Origin of the sequence: Microbispora catharanthi (assembly GCF_006334915.2) — a bacterium.
Taxonomy (GTDB): Bacteria; Actinomycetota; Actinomycetes; order Streptosporangiales; family Streptosporangiaceae; genus Microbispora; species Microbispora catharanthi.
The window spans coordinates 48,426-73,575 of the sequence record NZ_VDMA02000020.1 but is presented as its reverse complement, the minus strand read 5'-3'; the positions used below and the strand labels follow the sequence as shown (position 1 = coordinate 73,575).

Here is a 25,150-nt window from a genome sequence, read left to right as displayed (position 1 = left end):
GGATCACCCTAGCCTTTCTTCGGGAGCCTCTTGTCGAGGGGCCTCTTGCCGAGGGGCCTCTCGTGGAGGAGGGCACGCGGGGAGTCGGACGCGGAACACCGCGCCGCGGCCGGGCTCGCTGTCGGCCGTGATGGTGCCGCCGTGGGCCTGGACGAGGGCGGCGGCGATGGACAGCCCGAGCCCCGTGCCGCCGGAGTCCGACCGGCTGCGCGAGGGATCGGCGCGGTAGAACCTCTCGAAGACGCGCTCGGCGTCGCCGGGGGCCAGGCCGGGCCCGTCGTCGGCCACCTCGATCAGGGCCTGCGATCCGGACACGATCCCCACGCCGACGCGGAATGCGGTGCCCGCGGGGGTGTGCCGCAGGGCGTTGCTGACGAGGTTGCCGACGACCTGGCGCAGCCGCGCCTCGTCGCCGAGCACCCGCACCGGCTCGTCCGAGTCGTCCAGCCGCAGCAGGTCGATCTCCCGGTCGGGCGCGAGGGTCTGCGCGTCGAGCACCGCCCCGGCCGCGAGGCTGAGCACGTCGACCGGGCGGCGTTCGAGGGGGCGCTGCTGGTCCAGCCGGGCGAGCAGCAGCAGGTCGTCCACCAGCAGGCCCATCCGCACGGCCTGGTCCTCGATGCGGCGCAGCAGCAGGACGGGGTCCTGCGAACTCTGCTGCCGGTACAGCTCGGCGAAGCCGCGGATCGAGGTGAGCGGGGTGCGCAGCTCGTGGGAGGCGTCGGCCATGAACCGGCGCATGCGCTCCTGCGACGCCTCCCGTTCCCGGAACGCCGTCTCGATCTGCGTGAGCATGCCGTTGATGGACCGGCCGAGACGGCCCATCTCCGTGCGCCGGTGCCGGAGCGGGACGCGCCGCGACAGATCTCCGGCCGCGATCGCCTCCGCCGTCCGTTCGATCTCCCCCAGCGGGCGCAGGCTGCGCCGTACGAGCCAGTAGCAGGCGATCCCGAGCGCGACGAGCACCGCGAGGCCGACCCCCAGGACGATCACCACCAGCCGGGAGACCGTGCCGTCGATGTCGGCCAGGCTGATGGCCGCGACGCGGAAGCGGGTGCCGTCCTCCTCGCGTACGGCGATCACCCGCCACAGCGCTCCCGAGGGGCCCTCGACCGTGAACAGCCACTGCCCGCGGTCCTGCCTGGGCCTGGGCAGCGCGGGCAGCGGATCGGCGTTCGGCGGCTCCTGGACGGTGCGGACGACGCCGCCGTTCCGGTCGAGCAGGACGATGTAGAAGGAGCCGAACTGCCGCGGCGGCCGGGACCCGTTGCCCGTGGCCTGGAACGGAGGCGGCGGTTCCGCCGGGCGCCGGCCGACGGCCGTCAGTTGCCCGTCGACCCGGTCCACCAGATAGCCCCGCAGGAGCTGTACGGCGAAGCCGCCGGTCAGCGCGATCGCGAGCGCCACGAGCAGCAGCGTCCCCGCCACGAGCCGCAGCCAGAGCGGGGTCCTCGCGGCCCGCCGCCGCAGCTCGCGGATGCTCAGCAGGCGCAGCGCGCCCAGCGCGCGCGACAGCCGGGGCCACCGGCGGGTGCGGGTGGGCTCACCGGCCTTCGCACCGGCGTCGCGGGCCGGCCCGCCGGCGTGGAGCAGGTCACCGACGCGGCGCACGGAGGACATAGCCCACGCCGCGGAGCGTGTGGATCAGCTTCGGCTCGGCGGTGTCGATCTTGCGCCGGAGGTAGGAGACGTACGACTCGACCACGTTGTGGTCGCCGCCGAAGTCGTAGTGCCAGACGTGGTCGAGGATCTGCGCCTTCGACACCACCCGGCCCTGGTTGACCATGAAGTAGTGCAGCAGCTTGAACTCGGTGGGCGACAGCCGTACGGGGACGCCGTCCCGCCAGACCTGGCGGGAGTCCTCGTCGAGCTCCAGGTCGGCGACGTGCAGCCGCGCGGGGACGGCGTCGCCGCCGCGCGTGCGCCGCAGCACGGCCCGGATGCGCGCGAGCACCTCCTCGAGGCTGAACGGCTTGGTGACGTAGTCGTCGCCCCGGCCGAGCCCGGCGATCTTGTCCTCGTTCGCGTCCCTCGCGGTGAGGAACAGCACAGGGACCCGCCGCCCGGAGGCATGGAGCCGGTTGGAGACGGCGAAGCCGTCCAGATCCGGCAGCATGACGTCGAGCACGATCAGGTCGGGACGCACCTTGCCGGCGATCTGGACCGCCTCGCGGCCGGAGGACGCGGTGATCACCTCGAACCCGGCATACCGAAGGCTCGCCGACAGCAACTCCCTGATGTCGGGCTCGTCGTCGACGACCAGCAGACGGCCTTCCGCGATCACGATCCCGCCCTCCGGCCCATGGCCGAGCCCTCGGTGACGGATGTCGCCGCCACCTGGCCCTGGGCGTCGGCGGTCCCCGCGACGGTGACGAAGCTGCCCGGCTTGAGGTCGGAGACCTTCCCCGACCGGGTGACCCGCACCTTGGTGTCGCCCGAGGTCGTCACCGTGACCACGCCGCCGTTCACGGTCTGGACGTAGATCTTGTCGCCGTCGACCAGCTTGACCGTGCCGAAGGTCATGCCGCCGGGCCCCGCTCCTGCCCCCGCGCCCGCTCCTCCTCCTCTTCCCGCACCGCCGCCCGCGCCCGCGAAGCCGCCGCCCCCGCCCGCGTCTCGGGCGTACCCGCCGCCGAGCCCGCCGCCCGGTCCGCCACCCCCTGGGGCCTGACCGGCACCGGCGTACGCACCGGCACCGGCCGCGCGGGACGGGAACCGGCCCGGCGCGGAGCCGCCCAGGAGCTTCTGCACCTGGATGCCGAGGAGCAGCCCGGCCACGAGCAGGACGCCTCCGGCCAGGGCGAGCGTCAGCTTCGACCCGCCCGCGCGAGCGGGACGCGCCGCCAGCACCTCCTGGAGGTCGTCGTCGAACGGCGAGGTCTCCAGAAGCTCCTCGGTGTCGTGCCTGCTCACATCCATCTCCCTTCGATGGGGTCCGCCTCGATGGGTCCGGCCGTCATTCGAAGCGGAGGGCTTCGATCGGCCGCAGCCCGGCGGCGCGGTTGGCGGGGTAGCTGCCGAAGAACAGGCCGATCGCGACCGAGACGCCGAGCGCCAGCGCGATCGACGTGGGGACGATCACCGGCCGCACGCCCGCGATCGTGAACTGGGCGCCGATCACGGCGATCAGGACGCCCAGCAGGCCGCCGACGAGGCTGAGCATCGTCGCCTCGGCGAGGAACTGGCCGAGGATCGCGCCCTTGGGCGCGCCGATCGCCTTGCGGATGCCGATCTCCCTGGTCCGCTCGGTGACCGTGACGAGCATGATGTTGGTGATGCCGATGCCGCCGACGAGCAGGCTGATCGCGGCCACCGCGCCGAGCAGGACCGTGAACGTCCCGGTCGCCGCGCTGACCGTCTCCTGCAGGGTCGCCTGGTTGAGGATGCGATAGTCGGCGCTCGCGGAGCCGGTGATGCCGTGCCGCTGGTTGAGCACCTCGGTGACCTCGGTCTGCGCGGCGTCCACCGCCTCGGCGCTCTTGGCCTGGACGAGGATCTGCCCCAGCGGCCCGAAACCGGTCAGGCTCTGCTGCACGGCGGGCAGCGGGGCGACGGCCACGTCGTCGGCGTCCTGGAACCCGGACGAGCCGGCCTCCTTGAGCACCCCCACGACGGTGAACGGCACGCCCGACACGGTGATCTGCTTGCCGAGGGGATCGACCGTGCCGAACAGGTTCTCGGCCACCGTCTGCCCGATCACCACGACCTTGCGCGCGGCGAGCACGTCGTCGTTGTAGAAGTAGGCGCCCTTGACCACCGGCTTGTTGGACGCCTCGAAGTAGCTCGGGTAGGTGCCCACGAGCTGGCTGATCGAGTGGCTCGCCCCTTCGTACGTCGCGGTCTGGGACTGGGCCGTCACGACCGGCGAGACGCTCTTGACCGAGGGGGCGTTCGCCGGGTCGGCCAGCGCCCGCGCGTCGTCGACGGTCAGGTCCTTGGCCTGGATGCGCGGCCCGCTGTTCTGCCGCCCGGCCTGGCCACCGCCTCCCCCACCGCCTCCCCCACCGCCGAAACCGCGGGCGAAGCCCCCGCCGGGGCCGCCCCCGCCGCCCGAGGTGGACGGCGTGACGGTCAGCGAGTTGGCGCCGAGCCGCTGGATGTTCTGCTGGATCTGCTGGGAGGATCCCTCGCCGATCGCGACCAGCAGGATCACCGCGGCGACGCCGATCAGGATGCCGAGCATGGTGAGCGCGCTGCGCATCTTGTTGGCGGCCAGGCCGCGCAGGGCGAAACGCAGGACCTCCGCGGCGTTCACGAGGCCACCTCCGCGAGCCGCGGGGGCAGCCCGCCGACCGGCGTGGTGCGCACGTCCTCCACGATCTGGCCGTCCATGAGGCGGACGACCCGTTTGGCGTGCGCGGCGACCTCCTCCTCGTGCGTGATGACGACCAGGGTCCGGCCGCTCGCGCTGAGGCGGTCGAAGATGTTCATGACGTCCTCGCTGGACTTGCTGTCGAGAGCGCCCGTGGGCTCGTCGGCCAGCAGCAGGGTCGGCGCGGTGACGAGCGCGCGGGCCACCGCCACCCGCTGCTGCTGGCCGCCGGACAGCTCGTTGGGCTGGTGGTGGACGCGGTCGGCGAGCCCGACCCGGTCGAGCGCGGCCAGCGCCCTGCGGCGCCGCTCCGCGGCCTTGACCCCGCCGTACGCCAGGGGAAGCTCGACGTTGGCGACCGCGCTCATCCTGGGGATGAGGTTGAAGGACTGGAAGACGAAGCCGAGCTTGCGGTTGCGGACGACCGCGAGCCGTCGTTCGTCGAGCCGGCCGACGTCGGTGCCGTCGAGGCGGTAGGTCCCCCCGGACGGGACGTCGAGGCAGCCGATGATGTTCATCAGCGTGGACTTGCCGGAGCCGGAGGCGCCCATGATCGCCACGTAGTCGCCGCGCTCCACCCTGAGCGACACGCCGCGCAGCGCGCGCACTGTGGTCTCGCCCTCGCCGTACACCTTGGTGACGTGGCCGAGATCGAGTACCGGCGGCGGGCCGGCCCTCATCGGTTGCCTCCGCCGCCACCGCCGCCGAAGCCGCGGCCGAACCCGCCTCCGCCGCCGGGGAACTGGATGCCGCCGCCTCCGCCGGTCGTCGACGCCTGGGGCCGCACCACCTGGTCGCCCTCCTGGAGTCCCGACTTGATCTCGGTGGTGGTGTCGCCCTTCAGGCCGACCTCCACCCGCTTCACGACCTGCCTGCCGTTCTCCAGCACCGTCACCGTGGTCTGGCCGCCCGCCGTGGTGACCGCCGAGGACGCCACCGTGAGCACGTCGTCGGCCTTGCCCACGGTCACCTGGACCGTGGCCGTCTGGCCGAGCCGTACGGTGGACGGCACGTCGGTCAGCGAGATCGTCACGGCGTACTGGACGACGTTGTTGTTCGTCTGCGGCTGCGGGTCGACCACCGTCACCTTGCCGGCGGCGGTGACCCCGGTGAGTGCGTCGAAGGACACGGTCGCCGCCTGGCCGACCTTGATCCTGCTGACGTCGGCCTCGGTGAAGTTCCCCACGATCCGCAGGTGGGCGGGGTCCGCGATCTCGATGAAGCCGCTGGACCCGCCGGTGCCGCTCGACCCCGCGGACCCGCTCTGCGACTGCGCCTGGCCGCCCTGGGAGGACCCGCCGGATCCGCCGGACGCGCCCGAGGAGCCGCCCACGGCTCCGTTGACCGCCGTGACGACCCCGGCGAAGGGCGCCTTGATCACCGTGCCGGCCAGCGCCCGCTTGGCCGACCGGTAGGCGTTCCTCGCACTGATGTACTGCGAGTAGCCCGAGGCGGTCGAGGTGTCGGCCTCCTCGGCGGCGTCCAGGCTCGCCTGGGCCGCCTCCAGGCTCTCCCGGGCGGCCGTGTCATCGATGCGCGCGAGCGCCTGTCCCTTCTTGACCTTGTCGCCGCTCTCGACCAGGACGGACTCGACGGTGCCGTTCGCAGCGAAGTCGAGAGCGCGCGTCCTGGCGCTCTCGACGGAACCGGAGGCCGATACCGAGGCGAGCACGGTCCCGCGGGTCACCCGGGTCGTCAGCGGCACGGCGCCGTCTCCGGAGGAGTCGCCTCCCACGGACGCCCAGGCCGCCGCGATCCCGCCGAGCAGCAGTACCACCAGGACACCGTTGATGATCAGCGTCCTGCGCTTCGTCGACAGCTTCACGACGTCGAACCATGGCAAACCCCGCTTCGGGCAACCTAGGCCGATGCTGAGGATTTGCTGACAGTCCGTATCAGGACGCGCATCCACAGACAACTCTCAGGTACGGCCAAGCCACCGGTCACGTGGCGTCAGCAGGATGTCCGCCATGAGATCGAGCACTCCACTCAGCATCGGAGGGCTCGCGCTGGCGGGGATCGTCATCGCGAGCGTCGCCGTGGTCGCCGCCACTGGCGGCGACACCTCCGTGGCCGACCGGATAGCGCTCGCCTCGGTCAAGCGGGGCACGGTCGCGTCGTACGTCTCGGCCGCGGGCAACACGATCGACACCGGCGTGCGCGATCTCGCGTTCGGAGCGGAGGGCAGGGTCGAGAAGGTCTACGTCAAGGTGGGCCAGAAGGTCCGCCGCGGCAAGGTCCTCGCCCGGATCGACGACACCATCGCCAGGGAGAACTACGAGGCCGCCAAGGCCGCACTCGCCGCCGCCCAGGAGACCCTCGACGACGTCGAGAACGGCACCGCCACCACGAGCGGAGCCGCCGCGCCGAGTGCGGGTGGCTCCGGGGCCGGGGCGTCCACCGGCGGCTCCGGGGCTGGGATGTCAACCGGCGCGACCGGCTCCGGAGGCGCGGGAGGCGCGGGCGGGGCCAGGACCCCCGGCGGCGGAACGGGCGCTGGAGCGGGGTCGGGAAACGCGGGCGGCACCGGTGGCGAAGCCGGAGCGGGGAACACGGGTGGCACCGGCAGCGGAGCCGGAGCGGGGAACACGGGCGGCACCGGCAGCGGCGGCCCGGTCTCGTGTCCGGCCCCCTCCCCCCGGCCTTCCGGGCAGGCGTCCACGCGCCCCTCATCGCAGCCCTCGTCACGGCCTTCCGCGACCACCCGGCCTTCGAGCCGGCCTGCCGCCGCCGGGGCGAACAAGGGCGCGAGCGCGGCGAGCATCAGCCTCGTGGCGTACCGGGGTGGCGACCACGGAGGCTCCAAGCCCGAGCCCGGTCCGGCGCCCACGGTCACGCCACGCCCGCATCCACACCCGAAACCGTCCAGGCCGCACCCCCCGGCCCCCACGGACGGCGCGACCGCGCCGAACCCGGAGGTGAGCGTCTCGATCCTGCCCACGGCGCCGTCGCGGCAGCCGTCCGCCACGCCGAGCCCCTCCCCCGGCGGTTCCTCCTCCGCCTGCGCACCCGGACAGGGCGGCCAGGGACAGAACTCGCAGGGACAGAGCGGGCAAGGGCAGGGCGGACAAGGGCAGGGCGGCGGCGCGCAGGGACGTGCGGGCTTCGGCGGCGGCCAGACAGGACAGGCAGGACAGAGCGGGCAAGGCGGCCAGGGGGGCGGTGCCCGGCTCACCGAGGCACAGGCCGAGGCGCAGGTCAGCCAGGCGACGACCGAACTGGCCGAGGCCAAGGAGGCGCTCGCCGGCGTGAGGATCAAGGCTCCGGCGGACGGCACGATCCTGTCCGTCGCGGGGACCACCGGCTCCCGCTACTCCTCGGGGACCTTCATCACCCTCGGCGACCTCGACGACCTGCAGGTGCAGGCGATGTTCACCGAGTCGGACATCCGCTTCCTCAAGGTCGGTCAGGCGGCCACCGTGACGCTGCCCACGCAACCGGGGCAGGAGTACCCGGGAACGGTCGCCCACATCGACCCGACCGCGACCACCAGCAACCGCCTGGTCCGTTACGGCGTGACGATCGTCCTGAACAGCCGCCCCGCCCGGCTGCTGCTGGGCCAGAGCGCCACCATACGGGTGACGACCGGCGAGGCGGCGGACGCGCTCTACGTCCCCTCGCAGGCCGTACGCGCCCAGGGTGACGGCACGGCCGTGGTCACCGTGGCCGACGGCGGGACGCAGTCGCGCCGTACGGTCAAGGTCGGCGTACGCGGCGACAGCTACGTGGAGATCACGGGCGGCCTCTCCGAAGGCGACCAGGTCGTCCTGCCCGCCGCCTCCACCGCCTTCCCCGACGAAGGCTTCCCCGCCGCCCGCTGACCCCCGGCTTATGGCCCCCGTTCGCCGGCGACAGGCGTGTGGAGGAGGGGCAGCCGTTCGCTCAGCGCAGGAGAAGATCGCATGAACAGAACGTTGTAGTGCGGCAGCCCACCCGCGGAGCGGAGTCGCCCGAAGCGGTGCGCGTGAACCTGGTTCGTGGACGGCGACGACGTACACTGTGCCCATGACCGCGGCGCACGATTACGAGGATCTGCACGCTCTGGTGGACAGGCTGCGGCCCGAGCAGGTCCGCGATCTGCATGCGGTCGCGCTCCGGCTGGTCGAGGCCAACGAGAGCCCAGACAGGTCAGATGTGGAGCAAGAGGGCCGACGGCGGTTGTCGTTCATCGGCGCGATGAAGTCGGGAGTCGGCGATCTGGCGGAACGCCATGAAGAGGTGCTCCGCGAGGGGTTGAATCGTCCGATGTGACGATCCTTCTCGATACGGGCCCCCTGGTCGCAGCGCTCGACGCCGACGACAAGGATCACGCGCGGTGCGCCGATCTTCTACAGACCGCCCCGGGGCCGTTGCTGGTTCCAGTGACCGTGGTCGTGGAAGTGTGCTGGCTCGTAGAGAAGTACCGGGGTGCCTTGGCAGAGGCCGCCTTCCTGACTTCGATCGAGAGCGGCGATCTGGAGTTGATCTCCCTTGAGCAGAAAGACGTGACACGTATCGCGGAGCTGGTGCGGCTCTACAAGAATCTCCCGCTGGGCGCGGTGGACGCGTCCGTGATCGCCATCGCCGAGCGGCTCGGCCTGCCTGCGGTCGCCACGTTGGATCGGCGTCATTTCAGCATCGTGCGGCCCCGCCACGTCGCCGCTCTGCAACTGCTTCCGTGAAATTGCCGTCCACCGGTCAGGTGCGGGCCTCGGGGGCGAGGGGGAGGGTGACGCGGAAGGCGGCGCCGGCGCCGGGGGCCGTCTCCACGCCGACCTCGCCGCCGTGGGCCCGGACGAGGGACTCCACGATCGCGAGCCCGAGGCCGCTGCCGCCGGACGGCCGCGTACGGGAGGGGTCGGCGCGGTAGAAGCGCTCGAAGACCCGGCCGGCCTGCTCGGGGGTGAGGCCGGGCCCCTTGTCGGCCACCTCGATGAACGCCGTGCCGTCCTGGCTGCCGACGCGTACGGTGATCGGCGTTCCCTCGGGCGTGTGGGTCGTGGCGTTGCTCATCAGGTTGCCCACGACCTGCCTCAGCCGCACCTCGTCCCCCGAAACGATCAGCGCAGCGTCCCCCTCCACCACCAGCGACACCTCGCGGCCGGGGCAGAGGGTCCTCGCGTCGTGGACCGCGTCGGCCGCCAGGGCCAGCAGATCCACGGGCTGCGTGCGCAGCGGGCGCTGCTGGTCGAGCCGGGCGAGCAGCAGGAGGTCGTCCACGAGCAGGCCCATGCGGGCGGCCTCGCTCTCGATGCGCGACATCAGCCGCGTGGTGTCGGCGTCCGGCACCTGCCGGTGGAACTCGGCGAAGCCCCTGATCGAGGTGAGCGGCGTACGCAGTTCGTGCGAGGCGTCGGCCACGAAGCGGCGCATGCGCGCCTCCGACTCCCTGGCCGCGGACTCGGAGGCCGCCCGGGCCTGGAACGCGGCCTCGATCTGGGCGAGCATGCCGTTCAGCGCGCGGGCGAGCCGCCCGACCTCGGTGCGCGGGTCACGGTCGGGGATCCGGCTGCCGAGGTTTCCCCGGGCGATGGCCTCGGCGGTCGCCTCGATCTCCGCCAGGGGCCGCAGGCTGCGCCGTACGATCACGACGCCGACGACGGCGAGCAGGACCATCAGGGCACCGCCGACCAGCGCCTCGATGAGGGCGAGCCGGCCGGTGATCTGCCCGACCGAGGCCATGTCCACCGCGACGACGACCGTGCCGAAGCCCTCTACGGGCACCACCTGGGCCCGCCACTGGCCGTCACCCGACACGGCCGACACCGTTATGGGGTTCCGGGAGGTCACGGCGCCGGGACCCGGCAGAGTCTCCACACCCATGCCCGCCTGCGCGAGCAGCGTCCTGCCGGTGGCGTCACGGATCTCCACCCGGCCCTCGGGCGGCAGCCTGAGCCGTGCGAACGCCGCCGGACCCCGGTCGAGCCGTCTTTCGGCCTCGTGCGCCAGCAAGGCGACCTTCCGGTCGACCCGGCTGACCAGGTAGTCGCGCAGCACCGAGACGCTGCCCACGCCGATGACCGCGAGGGCGACCGCGACCAGCGCGAGCATGGCAGCGCTGAGCCGGATCCGCAGCGGCGTGCGCCCCGACACGGCTCAGGCGCCGCTGGGTGGTGTCCGCATGACGTAGCCGACGCCGCGCAGCGTGTGGATGAGCCGGGGGTGGCGCCGGGATTGGGCGGTGTCGAGCTTGCGGCGCAGCACGGACACGTACGACTCGACGATCCCGGCGTCACCGCGGAAGTCGTAGTCCCACACGTGGTCGAGGATCTGGGCCTTGGACAGCACCCGGCCGGCGTTGCACATGAAGTAACGCAGCAGCTTGAACTCCGTCGGCGACAGGGGCACGGCCCGGCCGCCGCGCCACACCTCGTGGGACTCCTCGTCCAGTTCGATGTCGGCGAAGGTCAACCGCGGCGGGGTGATCATCGGGTCTCCGGCGGTGCGGCGCAGCACGGCCCGGATCCGGGCGATGACCTCCTCGAGGCTGAAGGGCTTGGTCACGTAGTCGTCGCCGCCGAGCGTCAGGCCCCGGATCTTGTCCTCGGTGGCGTCCCGCGCGGTGAGGAAGACCACAGGGGTGTGGGTTCCACCGCCGCGCAGCCGACGCACGATGTCGAACCCGTCCATGTCGGGCAGCATGACGTCGAGCACGATCAGGTCCGGTCGGTGCCGCTGAGCCGCGGCGACCGCCTCGCCGCCGTTGGACGCGGTGTGGACCTCGAATCCGGCATACCGGAGGCTGGCCGCGAGCAGTTCGAGGATGTTCGGCTCGTCCTCGACGATCAGCAGCCGGGCTTCGGGAGATTCAGCGACCATGGCGGGAGCACTCTAGACCTAGAAAGTTAAGGGAACCGTTAAAGCGATGTGCCGTGCGATCGCCAGGCTGCTCGTCGCCGCAGGCGAGGGCGCGTTTCGCACCAGCACGATCCGCCCGCGCACGTCGATGACGAAGTCGTCGAGCAGCCTGCCGTCCCGCGCCACGGCCTGGGCCCGCACGCCGCCTCCGGCGCGTACGAGGTCGGCCGAGGCCAGCTCGGGCACATACTTCCGGGCGGCGGCCACGAAGGCCCGTTTGACCAGCGAGCCGTACACCTCGCGCAGGCCGGTGCGCCAGTGCTCGGCCGCCATGCGCCGGGCGCCCGGCCAGGCGACGATCCGCCGCAGGTCGCGCAGCGACGCCGACCGCCAGGAGTAGCCCTCCAGGGCGAGCGCAGGCACGGCGTTGGGCCCGACCAGGACCTCCCCGTCGATCCTGCGGGTCAGGTGGACGCCGAGGAAGGGGTAGCGGGGGTCGGGCACGGGATAGATGAGCCCCTTCACCAGGCCGCGTGCCGGGTCGGCGAGCCGGTAGTACTCACCACGGAACGGGACGATCCGCACGTCGCCGCCCGCTCTCGCCAGGTCCGCCACGCCGTCGGTGCCGAGGCCGGCGCAGGAGATCAGCCGGTCGAAGGTGAGCCTCTCCGGCCCGGCCGCCACCGCCACCCCGTCGGTGGTCTGCCTGATCGCGCGTACGGGACGCGAGAGCCGTACGGACCCGCCGGCCTCGGCCACGTCGGCGGCGAGGCGGCGCGCGACCGCGGAGAAGTCGGTGATCGCGGTGTGCGGCGAGTGGACGGCGGCGACCCCGACCGCGTGCGGTTCCACCTCCCGCAGGCCGATCGCGTCGAGCTCGGCGATGCCGGGCACGCCGTTCTCCCTGGCCCGCTCGGCGATGCGGCGCAGCCCGGGCAGTTCGGCCCGGGTGGAGGCCACGACGAGCTTGCCCGCCTCGTCGTACGGCAGGCCGTGCTCGGCGCAGTACTCGCGCAGCATGGCGGCGCCCTCCCGGCAGAGGGTCGCCTTGAGCGAGCCGGGCTGGTAGTAGATCCCGGCGTGCACGACCCCGCTGTTGTGCCCGGTCTGGTGGGCGGCGATCCGGGGCTCCTTCTCCAGCACGGTCACCTCGGCGCCCGCCCGCGCCATCTGCCGGGCCACGGCCAGACCGAGGATCCCGGCGCCGACGATCCCGATCCTCATGTCCGTGCGGTTGTCGACAGCATGCCGGACATTGTCGCAGCCGGAGCCGCTCCACGGTGATCGAACCTGTGTTCGGTACGATGGCGGCGTGTACGTGCCACCCGGCTGGCCACCGGAGGTGCGCCCTCCTGGCAGCCCCGACTGGGAGGTCTCGGCCGTGTCGTGGCTGCTCGACGCGGTGCCCCCGGACTACCGCGCGTACGGCGTGCTGCGCCGTCACCCGCTCGCGCTCGCCCGGATGGCCCGCCAGCAGGTGGCGGCCTCGATCCAGGCGGCCAGGGAGGGTTACCGGGGAGCGGCGGTGGACCTGAAGGAGCACCTGCCCCCGCACGCGATCGAGGCGGTCCTGGACGCCTACCGGCAGGAGGGCCCCCGGCTCGTACGGCTGGCCGAGTCGGTCGCGCTCGTGGAACGAGCCCTGCGCGGCGAGCACTTCCTACCTCGCCTGTGACCACGCTCTTATCTCCGGACAAATGGGGCATAACAGCCTAAAAGAGGGAATCGGGGGTTAGCCATGACCACAGAGGGAGTGAACAAGACCGCCGGCCAGGTCATGCACGAGGGCGCGGAATGCGTCGGCGAGCACGAGAGCCTGCGCAGGGCCGCGGAGATGATGCGGGACATGAGCGTCGGCGCCCTTCCCATCTGCGGGGACGACGACCGGCTCAAGGGCATCATCACCGATCGCGACATCGTGATCAAGTGCGTCGCCGAGGGCAAGGACCTCGACCAGACCACGGCGAGCGAACTGGCCCGCGGGCTGGTCTGGGTGGACGCCAAGGCCAACGTCGAGGAAGCCCTGGCGAAGATGGAGGAGCACCAGATCAAGCGCATGCCGGTGATCGACAACCACCGGATCGTCGGGATGATCACCGAGGCCGACCTGGCCAAGGAACTGCCCGACAGCAAGCTCGCGGAGTTCGTCCACCGCGTCTACGCGCGGGGCTGACTCTCGCGGCGATCTCCGGGCCGGGTGTCGCCGGGAACGGCGGCCCGGCCCTCCGTCTGCCCGCCCCCCGAGGTCGCCGGAGGGCCTTCAACGACCCGCGCGGTAGGCGATGAACGCGATGATCCCGATCGCCCCGAGAGCGACCGTCACCCATAACAGCGGCATCGGCACGCCGAACACTCCGTCGCCCGCGGTCGCCCCGCTCGTCGCCTTGACCGCCCTCGGCCGGGCGGAGGTCGGCGCCGGACTGGGCGAAGGAGCCGGCCGGGCGGCGGCGGGCAGCGGCACCCGGTAGACCGGGCTGTCCTTCCCCTCGCTCCCGGTGAGCAGGGCCGTGCCGTCCCGCGTGTACGCGATCGACTCGGCCTGGTCGAGCGGCGGCATCACGACGTGCGCGATCAGTTTGCCCGGCGAGCGGTAGACGGACGCCGAGAAGTACGTGCGGACGACGAAGCTCGACCCGTCGGGGGCGTACGCCGCGTCGGTGGCCATGAGGGGCGCGGACCCCACCCGGCGCAGGACGTTCACCTTATCGGTGCGCAGCTTCGCCGGGGCGGCGTAGACGCCGCCGGAGAACTCCTTGCTCACGATGTACAGACGGCCCGTGCGGGGATCGACCATCACCCCCTCGGCGTTGCGGGGGCCGTCGGCGTAGCGGAAGCGATACCGCACGGCCCGCAGCGTCGCGTCCTCCATCGTCCTGGGCTCGACGACCTTGTAGACGGACACGTCCGGCCAGGCGCCGTCCATGTTGTCCCCGATGTCGGCGATCCAGAGCACGCCGCGCCCGGTCGCGCGGTCGGTGGAGGCCGCGATGCCCTCCCAGTCCCTGGCCTCGGCGTCGCCGATCGTGAAGGTCGCCCGCGTGCGGCCGTCCGGGCCGATCGCGTAGATCTGCGGTCCGTGGCCGCTGTCGTTGTGCGTGTAAACGATGCCCTTGTGGGTGGGCGAGACGGCGAGGCCGCTCGACTCGCCGACGCGCTCGTCCCTGATCCGGAACAGCAGCCGCTCCCCGTCGTCCGCCCGCGTCGTTGCCGTCGCCGCCGTCACCGTCGCCGTCGCCGGTAGCACCGCGCCCGCGACCGCGAGGAACGCCAGGACCGCCCGCGGAATCCTGCTCGTCCGCGTTCGCCCCGTTGCGCTCCCCATGCGGTCATCATTCCCGATGCCCGCCCCGTGTGCGGCGGGCGACATGCCCTGGTCGTCCCGGAATCGGTCAGGAGCGGGTCTGCAGGCGGCCTGTCACCGCAGGGCCGCGTAGAAGTCGCGCAGGTCGGCGGCGAGCACGTCCGGCCGCAGGTGGGCGGCGTAGTGGCCGCCCGCGTCATAGGACCGCCAGTGGACGATGTTCTTGTGATCGCGCTCGGCGAAGGTGCGCATCGACACGAAGTCGCCCTCGAACATCGCCAGGCCGAGCGGGACCGTCGTCGGCTCCTTGGGATGCTCGGCGTGGGCGTCCTCGTAGTAGAACCGCGTGGCCGACGTGGCAGTGCCGGTCGCCCAGTAGAGCATCGTGTTGGTCAGGATGAAGTCGTCGTCGACGTCCTCACCGAACAACTGGGCGTTCCAGCCCAGCAGCCCGGCCGGCGAGTCGAAGATCCCGTACGACAACGTCTGCGGCTGCTGCGAGTGGACCATGTTGAACGACATCTTGTTCTCGTAGAACCACTGCAGCACCTCCAGTCCCTTCCGCTCCTCGTCGGTGAGGTTCGCCATCTCCGCCGGGTCGCCGGAGGGGAACGAGTAGATCTGCGTGACGTGGACGCCGACGACGTGCTCGGGGTCCACCCGGCCCACCTCGGGCGAGACGAACGAGCCGCCGTCGTTGCCCACCGCGCCGTACCGGTCGTAGCCGAGCCTGCGCATGAGCTCCGCCCACGCCCGGGCCGTACGGAACCGGTTCCAGCCCCGCTCCCTCGTCGGGCCCGAGAAGCCGAAGCCGGGCAGCGACGGGATCACCAGGTGGAACGCCTGCGCCGGGTCCTCGGGGTTCGTCAGCGGTTCGATGACCTTGAGGTACTCCACGATCGAGCCCGGCCAGCCGTGGGTGAGGATCAGCGGAAGGGCGTCCTCGTGCGGCGACCGCACGTGCAGGAAGTGGATGTCCTGCCCGTCGATCTCGGTGACGAACTGCGAATAGCGGTTGATCTCGGCCTCGTGGGCACGCCAGTCGTACCCGTCCCGCCAGTATTCGGCCAGCCGCTTCACGTACGCGACCGGTATGCCGTACTCCCACCCGGCGTCCGGGATCTCGTCGGGCCAGCGGGTCCGGCCGAGCCGGTCCTTCAGGTCGTCGAGGTCGGCCTGCGGGACGTCGACACGGAAAGGCCTGATCTGCGTGTTCTCGCTCATGGCACCGACATTACGGAGCCTTCAGGACAGGTTCTGTCCTGAAGTGCCGCCAGACTGAGAACATGCTGGAAACCTCGGCGCGGCTGCTGCGCCTGCTGTCGTTGCTCCAGGCCAGACGCGACTGGCCCGGCGTGATTCTGGCCGAACGGCTCGGCGTGAGCGAGCGGACGGTACGCCGCGACGTCGACCGGCTGCGCGAGCTCGGCTATCCGGTGGAGTCCTCCCGCGGCACGGACGGCGGCTACCGTCTGGTCGCCGGGGCGGCGATGCCACCCCTGCTCCTCGACGACGAGGAGGCGGTGGCCGTGGCGATCGGGCTGCGGGCCGCCGCCGGCGTGGCGGGCGTCGAGGAGGCGGCCGAGCGCGGCGCCGCCAAGCTCGAACAGGTGCTGCCGTCACGCCTGCGCCGCCGCGTCGGCGCCCTGCAGGCCTACACCGAACCGGTGCCGCCCGACCGGCCGGGTCCGGCGGTCGACCCCGCCGTGCTGAGTGTGCTGGCCGCGGCGTGCCGCGACCGCGAACGGCTGCGGTTCGACTACCGCGGCCACGACGGCTCCTCCGGCGTCCGGGTGGCCGAGCCCTATCGGCTCGTGTCCTGGGGCCGCCGGTGGTACCTCGTGGCCTGGGACGTCGACCGCGACGACTGGCGCACGTTCCGGGTGGACCGGATCGCGCCGCGCACTCCCACCGGCCCGCGCTTCCCGCCCCGTGACCCGCCGGAGGGCGGCGCCGCGGCCTACGTCGCCCGCGGCGTGTCGTCGGCGGCCTGGCGGCACCGCGCCCGGGTGCTCGTCCACGCCCCCGCCGAGGTGGTCGCCGCGCGGATCAACCCCGCCGTCGGCGTCGTGGAGGACGTCGACGGCCATACCTGCGTGCTCGCGACCGGCGCCGACACCGTGAACTCGCTCGCCGTCCACCTCGGCCTGCTCGACCTCGACTTCGAGGTCACCGGCCCGCCGGAACTGGTCGACCACCTGCGCGCCCTCACCGCCCGCTACGCCCGCGCGACCGCCACGGCGGCACAGGGGTCAGGCTGAGGCGCCGCCGTCGAGCACCAGGTCGAGCCCCACCGCGAAGCCGGCGTCGTCCGAGGCGAGCCAGAGCACGGTGCCGGTGATCTCCTCGAGGGCGCCGACGCGGCCGATCGGCAGCGCTTCCCGCACCCGGGCGGCCCGGTCGTCCTCGGTCTCGCCGGGGCGCATGGACATGCCGGTGTCCAGCGGCCCCGGGCTGACCGCGTTGATCCTCACACCTGCCCTGATGTTCTCCAGCGCGGCCGTGCGGGTCAGGGCGCTCACGGCGGCCTTGGACGCGGCATAGGCGCCCACCCCGGGTATCCGGATGTGAGCCCCGATGTTCGAGGCGATGTTCACGATCACGCCCGATCCCTGGGCGCGCATCGCGGCGATCTCGTGCTTCAGGGCGAGGAAGACGCCCGTCGTGTTGACCTGGAGGACACGCGCCCAGTCCTCCTCCCGCATGTCCACGACGGTCCCTCCCGCGAAGATCCCGGCGTTGTTGACCGCGACGTCGAGGCGGCCGAACCGGGTGACGATCTCCCTGACGAGCCTGGCCACAGCGGCCGAGTCGGTCACGTCGACCGTGAGCGCGGCGGCTCGGCCTCCCTCGGCCTCGATCACCTCGACGGTCTCCTCCAGCGGCTCCCGCCTCCGTCCGGCCGCCACCACGGTGGCGCCCTCCCGGGCGAACCCGCGGGCGACCGCCCGGCCGACGCCGGAACCCGCACCGGTGACCAGCACGACCTTGTCCGCGAACCTCATCTATCGCTCCTTTGTCCGGGCGAACGCGACGGCGACCGTCGCCGCCGCGAGAAGGAAGGCCGGGGCCATGGCGGTGAGGGCGAATCCGTAGCCCTCGGTCATGGCCCGGGCGCCACCGGCGGGCACGTCGCCCGCGCGGGCGGCGGCGAGCGCCACGAGCACGGCGAGGCCCACCGTCGGCCCCGCCTCCATGGCGGTGTTGACCAGTCCCCCGGCCGCCCCGGCGTCCTCGGCGCGTACGCCGTCGAGGGCCGCCACGGTGGCGCCGGAGAAGGCCAGCCCCGAGGCGACCGGGAAGACCAGCAGCCCGGCGAGCACGCTTCCCCCGGACGCGACACGGCCGAGCAGCAGCATCGACACCGCCGCGAGCAGTAACCCGGCGACCAGCACGCGCCGCACGCCGAGGCGGCGCAGCAGGCGGCCGCTCACCGGGCCCATCACGACGACCAGGAGGAAGGGCAGGAAGGCCAGGCTGGTGGAGATCGGCGACAGCCCGCGCACCTGCTGCATGTAGAGGCTGAGCAGGAACGTGGTCGTCGCACTGGCGGCCGCCGTGACGAAGACGACGAGCAGGGCGGCGCCCCTGCGGCGGTGCGTCACCAGCCGGAGCGGCAGCAGCGGATGCGGCGTCCTCGCCTGAAGGACGACGAACCCGGCCGTCAGCAGCAGGCCGGTGGCGGCGACGGCCGTCGCGCCCTCCAGCAGGCCGTAGGCGAACGCGACCAGCCCGGCCGTGGCGAGCAGCGCGCCGGGCACGTCGAGGCGGGCCGCCGTGCGAGGCGCGGGCGGCAGCAGGAAGACCCCGGCGGCCACGGCCGCGACGCCGACGGCGGCGGGCAGGAGGAACGACCAGCGCCACGAGGCCGCGGCGGCGACGAGGCCGGACAGCAGGCTGCCGGTGACGGCCCCGGTGACCGACAGGGTGCCCCACACCGCCAGAGCACGCTCGCGCTCCCGGACGTCCGGGCGGAGCCGCGTCACGAGTGAAACGGCCGCGGGGGCGGCCATCGCGGCGCCCACTCCCTGCGCGAAGCGCGCGGCGAGCAGGACGGCGTGGTCCGGAGCCAGCCCGCCCGCCGCCGACGCCAGCGCGAGCAGGGCCATCCCGGCGAGGAACACCTCCCGGGCGCCCCACCGGTCGGCGAGCCTGCCCCCGAGGAGCAGCAGCCCCCCGAAGGCCAGCCCGTACGCCGAGGTCAGCAGCGCCAGATCCCCCTGACCGAGGCCGAACTCCCGCTGGACGGCCGGCAGCGGCACGGTGAGAAGAGTGATCGCCGCGACCAGCGTGGCCTGCGCCCCGCCGAGCACGGCGAACGCCGCCATATTTCTGGATCGATCAGTCAAGAATGAGGGCATGAAAAAGCGCACTCCTCTTCCCATGGAGAGATCAGCGGAGCACCGCGAGGGCCTGCGTGGCGGCGTCTCGGAGGCGGGCGGGGTCGCCGTGCCCCTTCCCCATCACCCGCAGCCCCTGCAGGAAGACGAGCACGAACCGCGCCAGCGCCCGGGGGTCGGACTCGGCCGAGATCTCCCCTTGAGCGCGGGCGCGGATGAGAGCCGAGGTCAGCGCCGTCTCCAGGCCCGTCCAGCTGGCCTCGACGAGCCGGGCGACCGGCTCGTCGTCCGGGAGGAGTTCGGTCGCCGCGTTCACGATCATGCAGCCCCGCCGGTCGCGATCGCGGATCGAGTCCTCGGTGTAGCGCTCGACCAGGGTCCGTACGGCCGGCAGGGCGGGGCCGGGCTGCGACAGCAACTCGACGGGGTTCGGGTCGCGCATCTGCGCGTAGCGCTCCAGCGCCTTCACGTAGAGGTCGTGCTTGCCGCCGAAGGTGGCATAGAGGCTGGCGCGGCCGATGCCGAGGTGCTCGACCAGGTCGGTCATCGACGTGGCCTCGTAGCCGCGCCGCCAGAACAGATCCAGGGCCCGCTCCAGCACGACGTCGGGGTCGAACTCCTTGGTCCTCGCCATGCCCTCAACCGTAGACCAATCAGGAACGATCGGTCAATTAAGCCGCCACACGGTCGTCCCAGCTGATCCGGTAGTCGTGCATCCAGGCCAGCGCGTTCCGCTTCTCCACCTGCCGCATGATCACGGGAAGGATCAGGTCGCGGACGAAGGCCCCGCCGGCGCCCGGCGCCTTGCCGTCACCGTTGCGCTTGCCCTGCGCGACGACGCGCTCGACCCGCTCGCGCCGCAGCCGCTCGAACGCGGCGAACGCGTCCGCGGTGTCCGGCACGTCGCGCAGGCACTTGCCGAGCACCACGGCGTCCTCGATCGCCATCGACGCGCCTTGCCCGGAGGAGGGCGAGGTGGCATGGGCCGCGTCTCCGACAAGCACCATGCGCTCGTTGAACCACTTCGGCACGGTCGGGAAGTCGTAGGTGTTCCAGGCCGGCAGGATAAGCGGGGTCGCGGCGACGATCTCCCGCATCGGCCCGGCGTCACCCTCGAACAGGTCCATGAGCCTGGCCCGCCACTGCTCGGGAGTGATCGCCGCGAGCTCCTCGGCAGTCATCTCCCGGCGGCTCGGCGGGTTGGCGAACCACCACACCCGCCCCTCCGGGTGGATCATGTAGCCGAAGAAGCACCGCCTGCCGAAGATGAAGTAGCAGACCCCCGGCCTGCCCGGCACCCGTACTCCCTCGGCGAAGCCGCCGGTGTTCAGCAGCCCGACGTACCGGGCGCGGGGGGCGCCGGGGTCGATGAGGGCACGGGTGCGCGAGCGCAGCCCGTCGGCGCCCACCAGCAGGTCGCCCTCGACCTCGCCGCCGTCCGCGAAGACGGCCCGCACCCCGCCGGAGGTGGCCGAGGCGTCGGCGAGCCGCTTGCCGTAGTGGATCCGCACGCCCCGCCGTACGGCCTCGTCGCGCAGCGCCTGGTAGAGGTCGGCGCGCCTGAGCGTGCGGCTCGGCTGGCTCGTGGTCGCCAGCAGCCTGCCGCGCGCGTTGTACATCTCCATTACCGGCGTGTCCATGCCGAGGTCGCAGACGAGGTCGTGCAGGTCGAGCAGGCGCAGGGCCTCCAGCCCGTTGACCGCGAGCGTGAGGAAGGCGCCGACGCCCTCGGCGCCCCGGTCGTAGGCCTCAAAGACCTCGCTGTCGATTCCGGCGCGCTGCAGCGCCATGGCCGTCACGGGACCCGCGATCCCACCGCCGATGATCAGAGCTCTTTTGGTCATGGCATGACTATACATATTATGACTATGAAGCGGCAAGACCCTTATGATGGGCGCCATGTCGACACGGCGCTCTCCCCTGGCCACGGCCGTGCTCGCCCTGGTCTGCGAGTCGCCGATGCACGCGTACCGGATGCAGCAGCTGATCAAGGAGCGGCACCAGGACGACGTGGTCAACGTCGCGCAGCGCAACAGCGTCTACCAGACGATCGAGCGCCTGCTCCGCGACGGACTGCTGGCGGTCCGCGAGACCACCCGTGAGGAGAACCGGCCGGAGCGGACGGTCTACGAGGCCACCGAGACGGGCCGGGAGACGCTCAAGCAGTGGATGCGGACCATGCTGTCCACCCCGGCCAGGGAGTTCCCCGAATTCCCCGCCGCGCTCGCCTTCCTGCCCGTACTGACGCCGGAGGAGGCGCTGGCGGCGCTGCGGCAGCGCATCGCGGCGCTGGAGGCACGGCTGTCCGCGCTCGACGCCGAGATGGCCGACAGCCTGAGCTTCGTGCCCCGCCTCTTCCTCGTGGAGTCCGAGTATCAGCGGGCCCAGGTCGCCACGGAGCTGGAGTTCGCGCGCGGCCTCGCGGACGACCTGAGCGAGGGCCGCCTCACCTGGGACTTCCAGATCTGACGCGTGCCGGGCTCGCCTGGAGTCCACTCCAGGTACCTAGGGTGGAGGGCATGGAATACGGACACCTTGGCCGCACCGGCCTGCTGGTCAGCAAGCTCTGCCTGGGGACCATGAATTTCGGTCCGCAGACCACGGAAGAGGACTCCTTCGCGATCATGGATCGCGCCCACGAGCTCGGGATCAACTTCTTCGACACCGCCAACGTGTACGGCTGGGTGAAGGGCGAGGGGATCACCGAGAACATCATCGGCCGCTGGTTCGCCAAGGGCGGCGGCCGTCGTGAGCGTACGGTCATCGCCACCAAGCTGTACGGCTCGATGGGCGACTGGCCGAACGAGGAGAAGCTGTCCGCGCTGAACATCCGGCGGGCGGCGGAGGCCTCGCTGCGCCGGATGCAGACCGACTACATCGACGTCTACCAGGCCCACCACATCGACCGGGACACCCCGTTCGACGAGTTCTGGGAGGCCATGGACATCCTCAAGCAGCAGGGCAAGATCCTGTACGTCGGTTCGTCGAACTTCGCCGGCTGGCACATCGCCAAGGCCCAGGAGTCGGCCCGCCGCCGGAACACCCTCGGCCTGGTCAGCGAGCAGTCCCACTACAACCTGATCGTCCGCGCGCCCGAGCTGGAGGTCATCCCGGCCTGTGAGGACTACGGCCTCGGGCTGATCCCGTGGAGCCCGCTGGCGGGCGGCCTGCTCGGCGGCATCCTGCGCAAGATCGACAAGGGCCGCTCGGCGGCCGACCACATCGTCGCCCAGCTCGACAAGCACCGCGACAAGATCGAGCAGTACGAGGCGTTCTGCGACGAGCTCGGCGAGGACCCGGCCAACGTCGGCCTGGCGTGGCTGCTGCACCAGCGGGCGGTCACCGCGCCGATCATCGGCCCCCGCACGGTCGAGCAGCTCGACGGCACGATCCGGGCGCTGGAGATCGAACTGGACGACAAGGCGCTCGCCCGGCTCGACGAGATCTTCCCCGGCTTCAAGACCGCCCCGGAGGAGTACGCCTGGTGATCAGGCGTTGTTGAGCAACGCGCCGACGATCACGATGAGCACGAGCAGCGCGAGCACCGTGGGCAGCAGCCAGCGACGAGGACGATCCACGCCATGGAGCCTAGTCGCGGACTGCCAATGGGTACGCCTCGACCTGCTCGTACCGCACGCTCGCCCCGATGTGGCTGCGTACGAGGTGCACCGACGACACCTCCCAGCGCCGCCCGCCGAAGGCGCTCAGGGCGCCGACCAGGGAGCGCAGGTCGTCGCCGTGGCGTGACCGGGTCCTGGAGCGGGCCAGGGTGAGATGGGGATGGAACCGCTTGCGGTCCGTCTCCGCCGCCCCGGCCCGCCGGGCGCCGGCCGCCACCGACCCGGCGAGCCTCGTCAGGGCCGGTCCGGCCTCCAGGCCGATCCAGAAGATGCGTCCCCGGGAGGCGGAGGGGAAGGCCCCGGCGCCGCCGAACGAGACCGTCTCGGGGGAATACCGGGCGGCCGCGCGGGCCAGCCGTACGCGTAGCTCGGGCAGCACCTCGTCGGGCACCTCGCCGAGGAAGGCCACGGTCACGTGCCACAGCGCGGGATCGACCCAGCGCAGCTCCGTCCACTCGGCACGTACGGGCTCGACCGCCGTGGCGATCTCCGCCAGCGCCTCAGGCGGCGGCAGCAGCGCCACGAACAATCTGCTCACGTGCCGATTCTTCCCTGACCGCCACGCGTGCCGCGACCATCCGGGTCACCAGCACCGCCAGGCAGACGCCGCACATGCTCAGCACGCCGGCGGCCACGACCGAGACCCGGGGACCGGCCAGTTCGGCGAGCCAGCCCACCAGCGGCGCCCCGATCGGCGCTCCCCCGGTGAAGACCAGAACGTAGATGCCCATGACCCGGCCGCGCATCTCGGGCGAGGCGCCGAGCTGCACCATCGTGTTCGCGGTCGTGTTGACGGTGATCATCGCCATGCCCGCGGGGACGAGCATCAGCAGGAACGCCGCGTACGCGGGCGCGAGCCCGGCGACGACCTGGAACAGCCCGAAGCACAGCGCCCCGGCGATCAGGAACCTGCGGCTCGGCTTGACCCGCCGCGCGGCCAGCAGCGCCCCGCCGAACGCCCCGACGGCGAACGCGCTGGACGCCACGCCGAAGGAGGACGCGCCCGCGCCGAACGCCTGCTTGGCCATCAGCGCGATGCTGGTCGAGAAGCTCTGGGCGAAGATCGCCATGAACGCCACGAGCAGCAGCGGCAGCAGCAGGTCGGGCCGGCCGCCGACGTAGCGCAGGCCCTCCCGCAACTGGCCCTTGCCCCGCGGCACGGGCTCCGGCGAGCGCAGCTCGGACACCCGCATGAGCGCGATCCCGGTGATCACGGCGGCGAACGACGCGGCGTTCAGCACGAAGATCGGGCCGGTGCCCATCCAGGAGATCAGCAGGCCGGCCACCGCCGGGCCGACGACCCGGGCGAGGTTGAAGGTCGAGCTGTTCAGCGCGATGGCGTTCGGCAGGTCCCGCCGGCCCACCATCTCGACCACGAACGACTGCCGTGTGGGCACCTCGACACAGGACACCAGGCCGAGCGTGAACGCCATGGCGTACACGTGCCAGACCTGGGCCGTCCCCGTGAGGACCAGCACGCCCATGGTGAGCGCCAGCAGCCCCATGAGCGTCTGGGCCGCCATGAGGATCCGGCGCTTGGGGTAGCGGTCCGCGATCACCCCGCCGAACATCCCGAACAGCATCGTCGGCAGGAACTGCAGCGCCACGGTGACGCCGAGCGCCGAGCCGCGGCCGTGCGCGAGGTCGAGGACCAGCCAGTCCTGGGCGGTGCGCTGCATCCAGGTGCCGACGTTGGAGATCACGCCGCCGGAGGCGAACAGGCGGTAGTTGTAGTTCCGCAGCGAGCGGAACATGCCGCCTACATCGTGGACAGCTTCTCCAGGATCGGCGCCGCCGCTCGCAGCGTCGCCCTCTCCTCCGGCGTCAGGTCCTTGAGCCGCTGCGCCAGCCAGGCTTCCTTGGTTCGGCGCTCCTCCTTGAGCAGCGCCGCCCCCTGCGGCGTCACGCTCACCGTCACCTGCCGGCGATCGGTCGGATGAGGTTTGCGTTCCAGCAGACCCCGGGCCTCCAGCTTGGCGATCACGCGGGTCATCGAGGGCGGCTGCACCTTCTCGTGCTCCGCGAGCTCGCCGGGGGTCATTGCGGTGTGGCGCTCGACGGCGACGAGCGTCGCGAGCTGTGTGGGCGTCAGTGAGTGGTGCGCGGCCTGCTTGCGCATCCGTCGCGTCAGCCGGGCGAGGGACACGCGCAAGGCGGACGCGAGAGCGGCGTCGCTGCGCAAGTTCTGGGCGTTCGTTAGCATGACTCATTACCTTTGCTAACTATATGGCGCATGTCCGCATTCCTCCAAATGGTCCGGCCCTGCACGGGATCGCGACACACCGTACCGGCGCGATCCCGGCGATGGACGATCCCATGAACGATCAAGGCCCGGCCCCCACGTGGGGGCCGGGCCTCGTACGTGCGTCGCGTCAGGCGAAGTCCTCCGGCGTGAACTCCTTCGGCTCGACCAAAACGAGCCAGTTGCCCTGGTTGTCGCGGATGACCGCCTCCACCCCGTACGGCCGCTCCGAGGGCTCCTGCAGGATCGTCACGCCCTTGGCCGTGAGCTCCTCGCAGGTCTTGCGGCAGTCGTCCACGCGCAGCCCCAGGCCACCCGCCTGGCCCTTGTCGAGCTGCCTGCGGTAGAAGTCGGCGCCCTCGTCGTCGAGCGGCGGTCCCGGCTTCATCAGCGTGATCTCGAGTTCGGGGTGGTCCGGGTGGTTGATGGTGACCCAGCGGAACCCGTCCATCTGGATGTCGGTGTTGGAGACGAAGCCGAGGACGTCCACGTAGAAGTCCCGGGCCTCGTCCTGGTCGCTGCAGTAGAGCGTGATCAAGGAGACGTTCCGAATCATGC

27 protein-coding genes are annotated in these 25,150 nt (G+C 72.0%); 8 read left to right on the top strand and 19 right to left on the bottom strand.

Annotated elements, in window-relative coordinates:
* Positions 1-3 precede the first annotated feature (3 nt).
* Genes FH610_RS31325 through FH610_RS31300 form a run of 6 tightly spaced genes read right to left on the bottom strand, consistent with a single transcriptional unit; the run spans position 4 to position 6,137 of the window.
* The gene (locus tag FH610_RS31325; protein ID WP_139578758.1) at positions 4-1,620 is read right to left on the bottom strand and encodes a sensor histidine kinase; all 1,617 of its coding nucleotides are present in this window, start codon (positions 1,618-1,620) and stop codon (positions 4-6) included.
* Positions 1,595-2,281 (bottom strand): response regulator transcription factor, encoded by a 687-nt coding sequence (locus tag FH610_RS31320; RefSeq protein WP_420813744.1) that lies wholly within the window; start codon positions 2,279-2,281, stop codon positions 1,595-1,597. Before FH610_RS31320 ends, FH610_RS31325 begins: the two co-directional genes overlap by 26 nt.
* Complete coding sequence (locus tag FH610_RS43010; protein ID WP_161628119.1) at positions 2,281-2,913, bottom strand: hypothetical protein; 633 nt, start codon at positions 2,911-2,913, stop codon at positions 2,281-2,283. Before FH610_RS43010 ends, FH610_RS31320 begins: the two co-directional genes overlap by 1 nt.
* A gap of 43 nt (positions 2,914-2,956) precedes the next feature.
* On the bottom strand, positions 2,957-4,255 hold the full coding sequence (locus FH610_RS31310; RefSeq protein ID WP_139578751.1) for an ABC transporter permease: 1,299 nt from the start codon (positions 4,253-4,255) through the stop codon (positions 2,957-2,959).
* The gene (locus FH610_RS31305; RefSeq protein ID WP_139578749.1) at positions 4,252-4,992 is read right to left on the bottom strand and encodes an ABC transporter ATP-binding protein; all 741 of its coding nucleotides are present in this window, start codon (positions 4,990-4,992) and stop codon (positions 4,252-4,254) included. Before FH610_RS31305 ends, FH610_RS31310 begins: the two co-directional genes overlap by 4 nt.
* A complete protein-coding gene (locus FH610_RS31300; RefSeq protein ID WP_139578747.1) occupies positions 4,989-6,137 on the bottom strand; it encodes an efflux RND transporter periplasmic adaptor subunit in 1,149 nt (382 codons plus the stop codon). The genes FH610_RS31305 and FH610_RS31300 overlap by 4 nt, the downstream gene beginning before the upstream one ends.
* 145 nt (positions 6,138-6,282) lie before the next feature.
* Between FH610_RS31300 and FH610_RS31295 the strand changes: the two genes are divergently transcribed.
* From FH610_RS31295 to FH610_RS31285, 3 genes are all read left to right on the top strand, one after another.
* Positions 6,283-8,133: an efflux RND transporter periplasmic adaptor subunit gene (locus FH610_RS31295; RefSeq protein ID WP_161628118.1), complete on the top strand. Its 1,851-nt coding sequence runs from the start codon at positions 6,283-6,285 to the stop codon at positions 8,131-8,133.
* A 184-nt stretch (positions 8,134-8,317) separates the two neighbouring features.
* Positions 8,318-8,563 (top strand): hypothetical protein, encoded by a 246-nt coding sequence (locus tag FH610_RS31290; RefSeq protein ID WP_139578741.1) that lies wholly within the window; start codon positions 8,318-8,320, stop codon positions 8,561-8,563.
* Entirely contained in the window at positions 8,560-8,973 is a 414-nt protein-coding gene (locus tag FH610_RS31285) for a type II toxin-antitoxin system VapC family toxin (RefSeq protein WP_139578739.1), read from the top strand. The genes FH610_RS31290 and FH610_RS31285 overlap by 4 nt, the downstream gene beginning before the upstream one ends.
* Positions 8,974-8,989: 16 nt before the next feature.
* Here FH610_RS31285 and FH610_RS31280 read toward each other — a convergent pair whose 3' ends face one another.
* Genes FH610_RS31280 through lhgO form a run of 3 tightly spaced genes read right to left on the bottom strand, consistent with a single transcriptional unit; the run spans position 8,990 to position 12,313 of the window.
* Positions 8,990-10,384, bottom strand: coding sequence for a sensor histidine kinase (locus FH610_RS31280; RefSeq protein WP_276607715.1), 1,395 nt, complete (start codon positions 10,382-10,384; stop codon positions 8,990-8,992).
* A 3-nt stretch (positions 10,385-10,387) separates the two neighbouring features.
* Entirely contained in the window at positions 10,388-11,110 is a 723-nt protein-coding gene (locus tag FH610_RS31275) for a response regulator transcription factor (protein WP_139578737.1), read from the bottom strand.
* Positions 11,111-11,128: 18 nt separating this feature from the next.
* Positions 11,129-12,313, bottom strand: a complete 1,185-nt coding sequence (gene lhgO, locus FH610_RS31270; protein WP_139578735.1) for an L-2-hydroxyglutarate oxidase — start codon at positions 12,311-12,313, stop codon at positions 11,129-11,131.
* A gap of 88 nt (positions 12,314-12,401) precedes the next feature.
* Here lhgO and FH610_RS31265 point away from each other — a divergent pair, with 88 nt between their 5' ends.
* Complete coding sequence (locus FH610_RS31265; protein WP_139578732.1) at positions 12,402-12,764, top strand: hypothetical protein; 363 nt, start codon at positions 12,402-12,404, stop codon at positions 12,762-12,764.
* Between the two features lie 63 nt (positions 12,765-12,827).
* Positions 12,828-13,262, top strand: coding sequence for a CBS domain-containing protein (locus tag FH610_RS31260; RefSeq protein ID WP_139578729.1), 435 nt, complete (start codon positions 12,828-12,830; stop codon positions 13,260-13,262).
* Positions 13,263-13,349: 87 nt separating this feature from the next.
* Here FH610_RS31260 and FH610_RS31255 read toward each other — a convergent pair whose 3' ends face one another.
* Together FH610_RS31255 and FH610_RS31250 are read right to left on the bottom strand one after the other, a co-directional pair.
* On the bottom strand, positions 13,350-14,411 hold the full coding sequence (locus FH610_RS31255; RefSeq protein WP_139578726.1) for a hypothetical protein: 1,062 nt from the start codon (positions 14,409-14,411) through the stop codon (positions 13,350-13,352).
* Between the two features lie 93 nt (positions 14,412-14,504).
* A complete protein-coding gene (locus tag FH610_RS31250) occupies positions 14,505-15,614 on the bottom strand; it encodes an epoxide hydrolase family protein (protein ID WP_139578725.1) in 1,110 nt (369 codons plus the stop codon).
* Between the two features lie 62 nt (positions 15,615-15,676).
* Between FH610_RS31250 and FH610_RS31245 the strand changes: the two genes are divergently transcribed.
* Complete coding sequence (locus FH610_RS31245; RefSeq protein WP_139578723.1) at positions 15,677-16,651, top strand: helix-turn-helix transcriptional regulator; 975 nt, start codon at positions 15,677-15,679, stop codon at positions 16,649-16,651.
* On the opposite strand, the gene FH610_RS31240 is transcribed toward FH610_RS31245, so the two are convergent.
* Genes FH610_RS31240 through FH610_RS31225 form a run of 4 tightly spaced genes read right to left on the bottom strand, consistent with a single transcriptional unit; the run spans position 16,643 to position 20,574 of the window.
* Positions 16,643-17,395 (bottom strand): SDR family NAD(P)-dependent oxidoreductase, encoded by a 753-nt coding sequence (locus tag FH610_RS31240; RefSeq protein WP_139578721.1) that lies wholly within the window; start codon positions 17,393-17,395, stop codon positions 16,643-16,645. The two genes, FH610_RS31245 and FH610_RS31240, sit on opposite strands and share 9 nt — an antisense overlap.
* The gene (locus FH610_RS31235) at positions 17,396-18,751 is read right to left on the bottom strand and encodes an MFS transporter (RefSeq protein ID WP_139578720.1); all 1,356 of its coding nucleotides are present in this window, start codon (positions 18,749-18,751) and stop codon (positions 17,396-17,398) included.
* Positions 18,752-18,782: 31 nt separating this feature from the next.
* Positions 18,783-19,364: a TetR/AcrR family transcriptional regulator gene (locus tag FH610_RS31230; protein WP_139578717.1), complete on the bottom strand. Its 582-nt coding sequence runs from the start codon at positions 19,362-19,364 to the stop codon at positions 18,783-18,785.
* A gap of 37 nt (positions 19,365-19,401) precedes the next feature.
* A complete protein-coding gene (locus FH610_RS31225) occupies positions 19,402-20,574 on the bottom strand; it encodes an FAD-dependent oxidoreductase (RefSeq protein WP_139578716.1) in 1,173 nt (390 codons plus the stop codon).
* A 55-nt stretch (positions 20,575-20,629) separates the two neighbouring features.
* On the opposite strand from FH610_RS31225, the gene FH610_RS31220 reads away from it, so the two are divergent.
* Both FH610_RS31220 and FH610_RS31215 read left to right on the top strand, forming a co-directional pair.
* A complete protein-coding gene (locus FH610_RS31220) occupies positions 20,630-21,199 on the top strand; it encodes a PadR family transcriptional regulator (protein WP_240809312.1) in 570 nt (189 codons plus the stop codon).
* Between the two features lie 50 nt (positions 21,200-21,249).
* Positions 21,250-22,218, top strand: coding sequence for an aldo/keto reductase (locus FH610_RS31215; protein WP_139578715.1), 969 nt, complete (start codon positions 21,250-21,252; stop codon positions 22,216-22,218).
* A 100-nt stretch (positions 22,219-22,318) separates the two neighbouring features.
* Here FH610_RS31215 and thpR read toward each other — a convergent pair whose 3' ends face one another.
* The 4 genes from thpR to FH610_RS31195 form a co-directional block, all read right to left on the bottom strand.
* Positions 22,319-22,888 (bottom strand): RNA 2',3'-cyclic phosphodiesterase, encoded by a 570-nt coding sequence (gene thpR / locus FH610_RS31210; RefSeq protein WP_139578714.1) that lies wholly within the window; start codon positions 22,886-22,888, stop codon positions 22,319-22,321.
* Positions 22,851-24,104 carry an MFS transporter gene (locus FH610_RS31205; RefSeq protein WP_139578713.1) on the bottom strand — a complete coding sequence of 418 codons (1,254 nt, stop codon included), beginning with the start codon at positions 24,102-24,104 and terminating at the stop codon, positions 22,851-22,853. The genes thpR and FH610_RS31205 overlap by 38 nt, the downstream gene beginning before the upstream one ends.
* Before the next feature lie 5 nt (positions 24,105-24,109).
* Positions 24,110-24,553 (bottom strand): MarR family winged helix-turn-helix transcriptional regulator, encoded by a 444-nt coding sequence (locus tag FH610_RS31200; RefSeq protein WP_139578712.1) that lies wholly within the window; start codon positions 24,551-24,553, stop codon positions 24,110-24,112.
* Positions 24,554-24,722: 169 nt separating this feature from the next.
* Positions 24,723-25,148, bottom strand: a complete 426-nt coding sequence (locus FH610_RS31195; protein ID WP_139578711.1) for a VOC family protein — start codon at positions 25,146-25,148, stop codon at positions 24,723-24,725.
* Positions 25,149-25,150 lie beyond the last annotated feature (2 nt).

Coding starts and splice junctions, on each gene's coding strand:
- FH610_RS31325 (WP_139578758.1), bottom strand. CDS start 1,620: ATGTCCTCCGTGCGCCGCGTCGGTGACCTGCTCCACGCCGGCGGGCCG.
- FH610_RS31305 (WP_139578749.1), bottom strand. CDS start 4,992: ATGAGGGCCGGCCCGCCGCCGGTACTCGATCTCGGCCACGTCACCAAG.
- FH610_RS31295 (WP_161628118.1), top strand. CDS start 6,283: ATGAGATCGAGCACTCCACTCAGCATCGGAGGGCTCGCGCTGGCGGGG.
- FH610_RS31290 (WP_139578741.1), top strand. CDS start 8,318: ATGACCGCGGCGCACGATTACGAGGATCTGCACGCTCTGGTGGACAGG.
- FH610_RS31275 (WP_139578737.1), bottom strand. CDS start 11,110: ATGGTCGCTGAATCTCCCGAAGCCCGGCTGCTGATCGTCGAGGACGAG.
- lhgO (WP_139578735.1), bottom strand. CDS start 12,313: ATGAGGATCGGGATCGTCGGCGCCGGGATCCTCGGTCTGGCCGTGGCC.
- FH610_RS31260 (WP_139578729.1), top strand. CDS start 12,828: ATGACCACAGAGGGAGTGAACAAGACCGCCGGCCAGGTCATGCACGAG.
- FH610_RS31255 (WP_139578726.1), bottom strand. CDS start 14,411: ATGGGGAGCGCAACGGGGCGAACGCGGACGAGCAGGATTCCGCGGGCG.
- FH610_RS31250 (WP_139578725.1), bottom strand. CDS start 15,614: ATGAGCGAGAACACGCAGATCAGGCCTTTCCGTGTCGACGTCCCGCAG.
- FH610_RS31245 (WP_139578723.1), top strand. CDS start 15,677: ATGCTGGAAACCTCGGCGCGGCTGCTGCGCCTGCTGTCGTTGCTCCAG.
- FH610_RS31240 (WP_139578721.1), bottom strand. CDS start 17,395: ATGAGGTTCGCGGACAAGGTCGTGCTGGTCACCGGTGCGGGTTCCGGC.
- FH610_RS31235 (WP_139578720.1), bottom strand. CDS start 18,751: ATGCCCTCATTCTTGACTGATCGATCCAGAAATATGGCGGCGTTCGCC.
- FH610_RS31230 (WP_139578717.1), bottom strand. CDS start 19,364: ATGGCGAGGACCAAGGAGTTCGACCCCGACGTCGTGCTGGAGCGGGCC.
- FH610_RS31225 (WP_139578716.1), bottom strand. CDS start 20,574: ATGACCAAAAGAGCTCTGATCATCGGCGGTGGGATCGCGGGTCCCGTG.
- FH610_RS31220 (WP_240809312.1), top strand. CDS start 20,630: ATGTCGACACGGCGCTCTCCCCTGGCCACGGCCGTGCTCGCCCTGGTC.
- FH610_RS31215 (WP_139578715.1), top strand. CDS start 21,250: ATGGAATACGGACACCTTGGCCGCACCGGCCTGCTGGTCAGCAAGCTC.
- FH610_RS31205 (WP_139578713.1), bottom strand. CDS start 24,104: ATGTTCCGCTCGCTGCGGAACTACAACTACCGCCTGTTCGCCTCCGGC.
- FH610_RS31200 (WP_139578712.1), bottom strand. CDS start 24,553: ATGCTAACGAACGCCCAGAACTTGCGCAGCGACGCCGCTCTCGCGTCC.
- FH610_RS31195 (WP_139578711.1), bottom strand. CDS start 25,148: ATGATTCGGAACGTCTCCTTGATCACGCTCTACTGCAGCGACCAGGAC.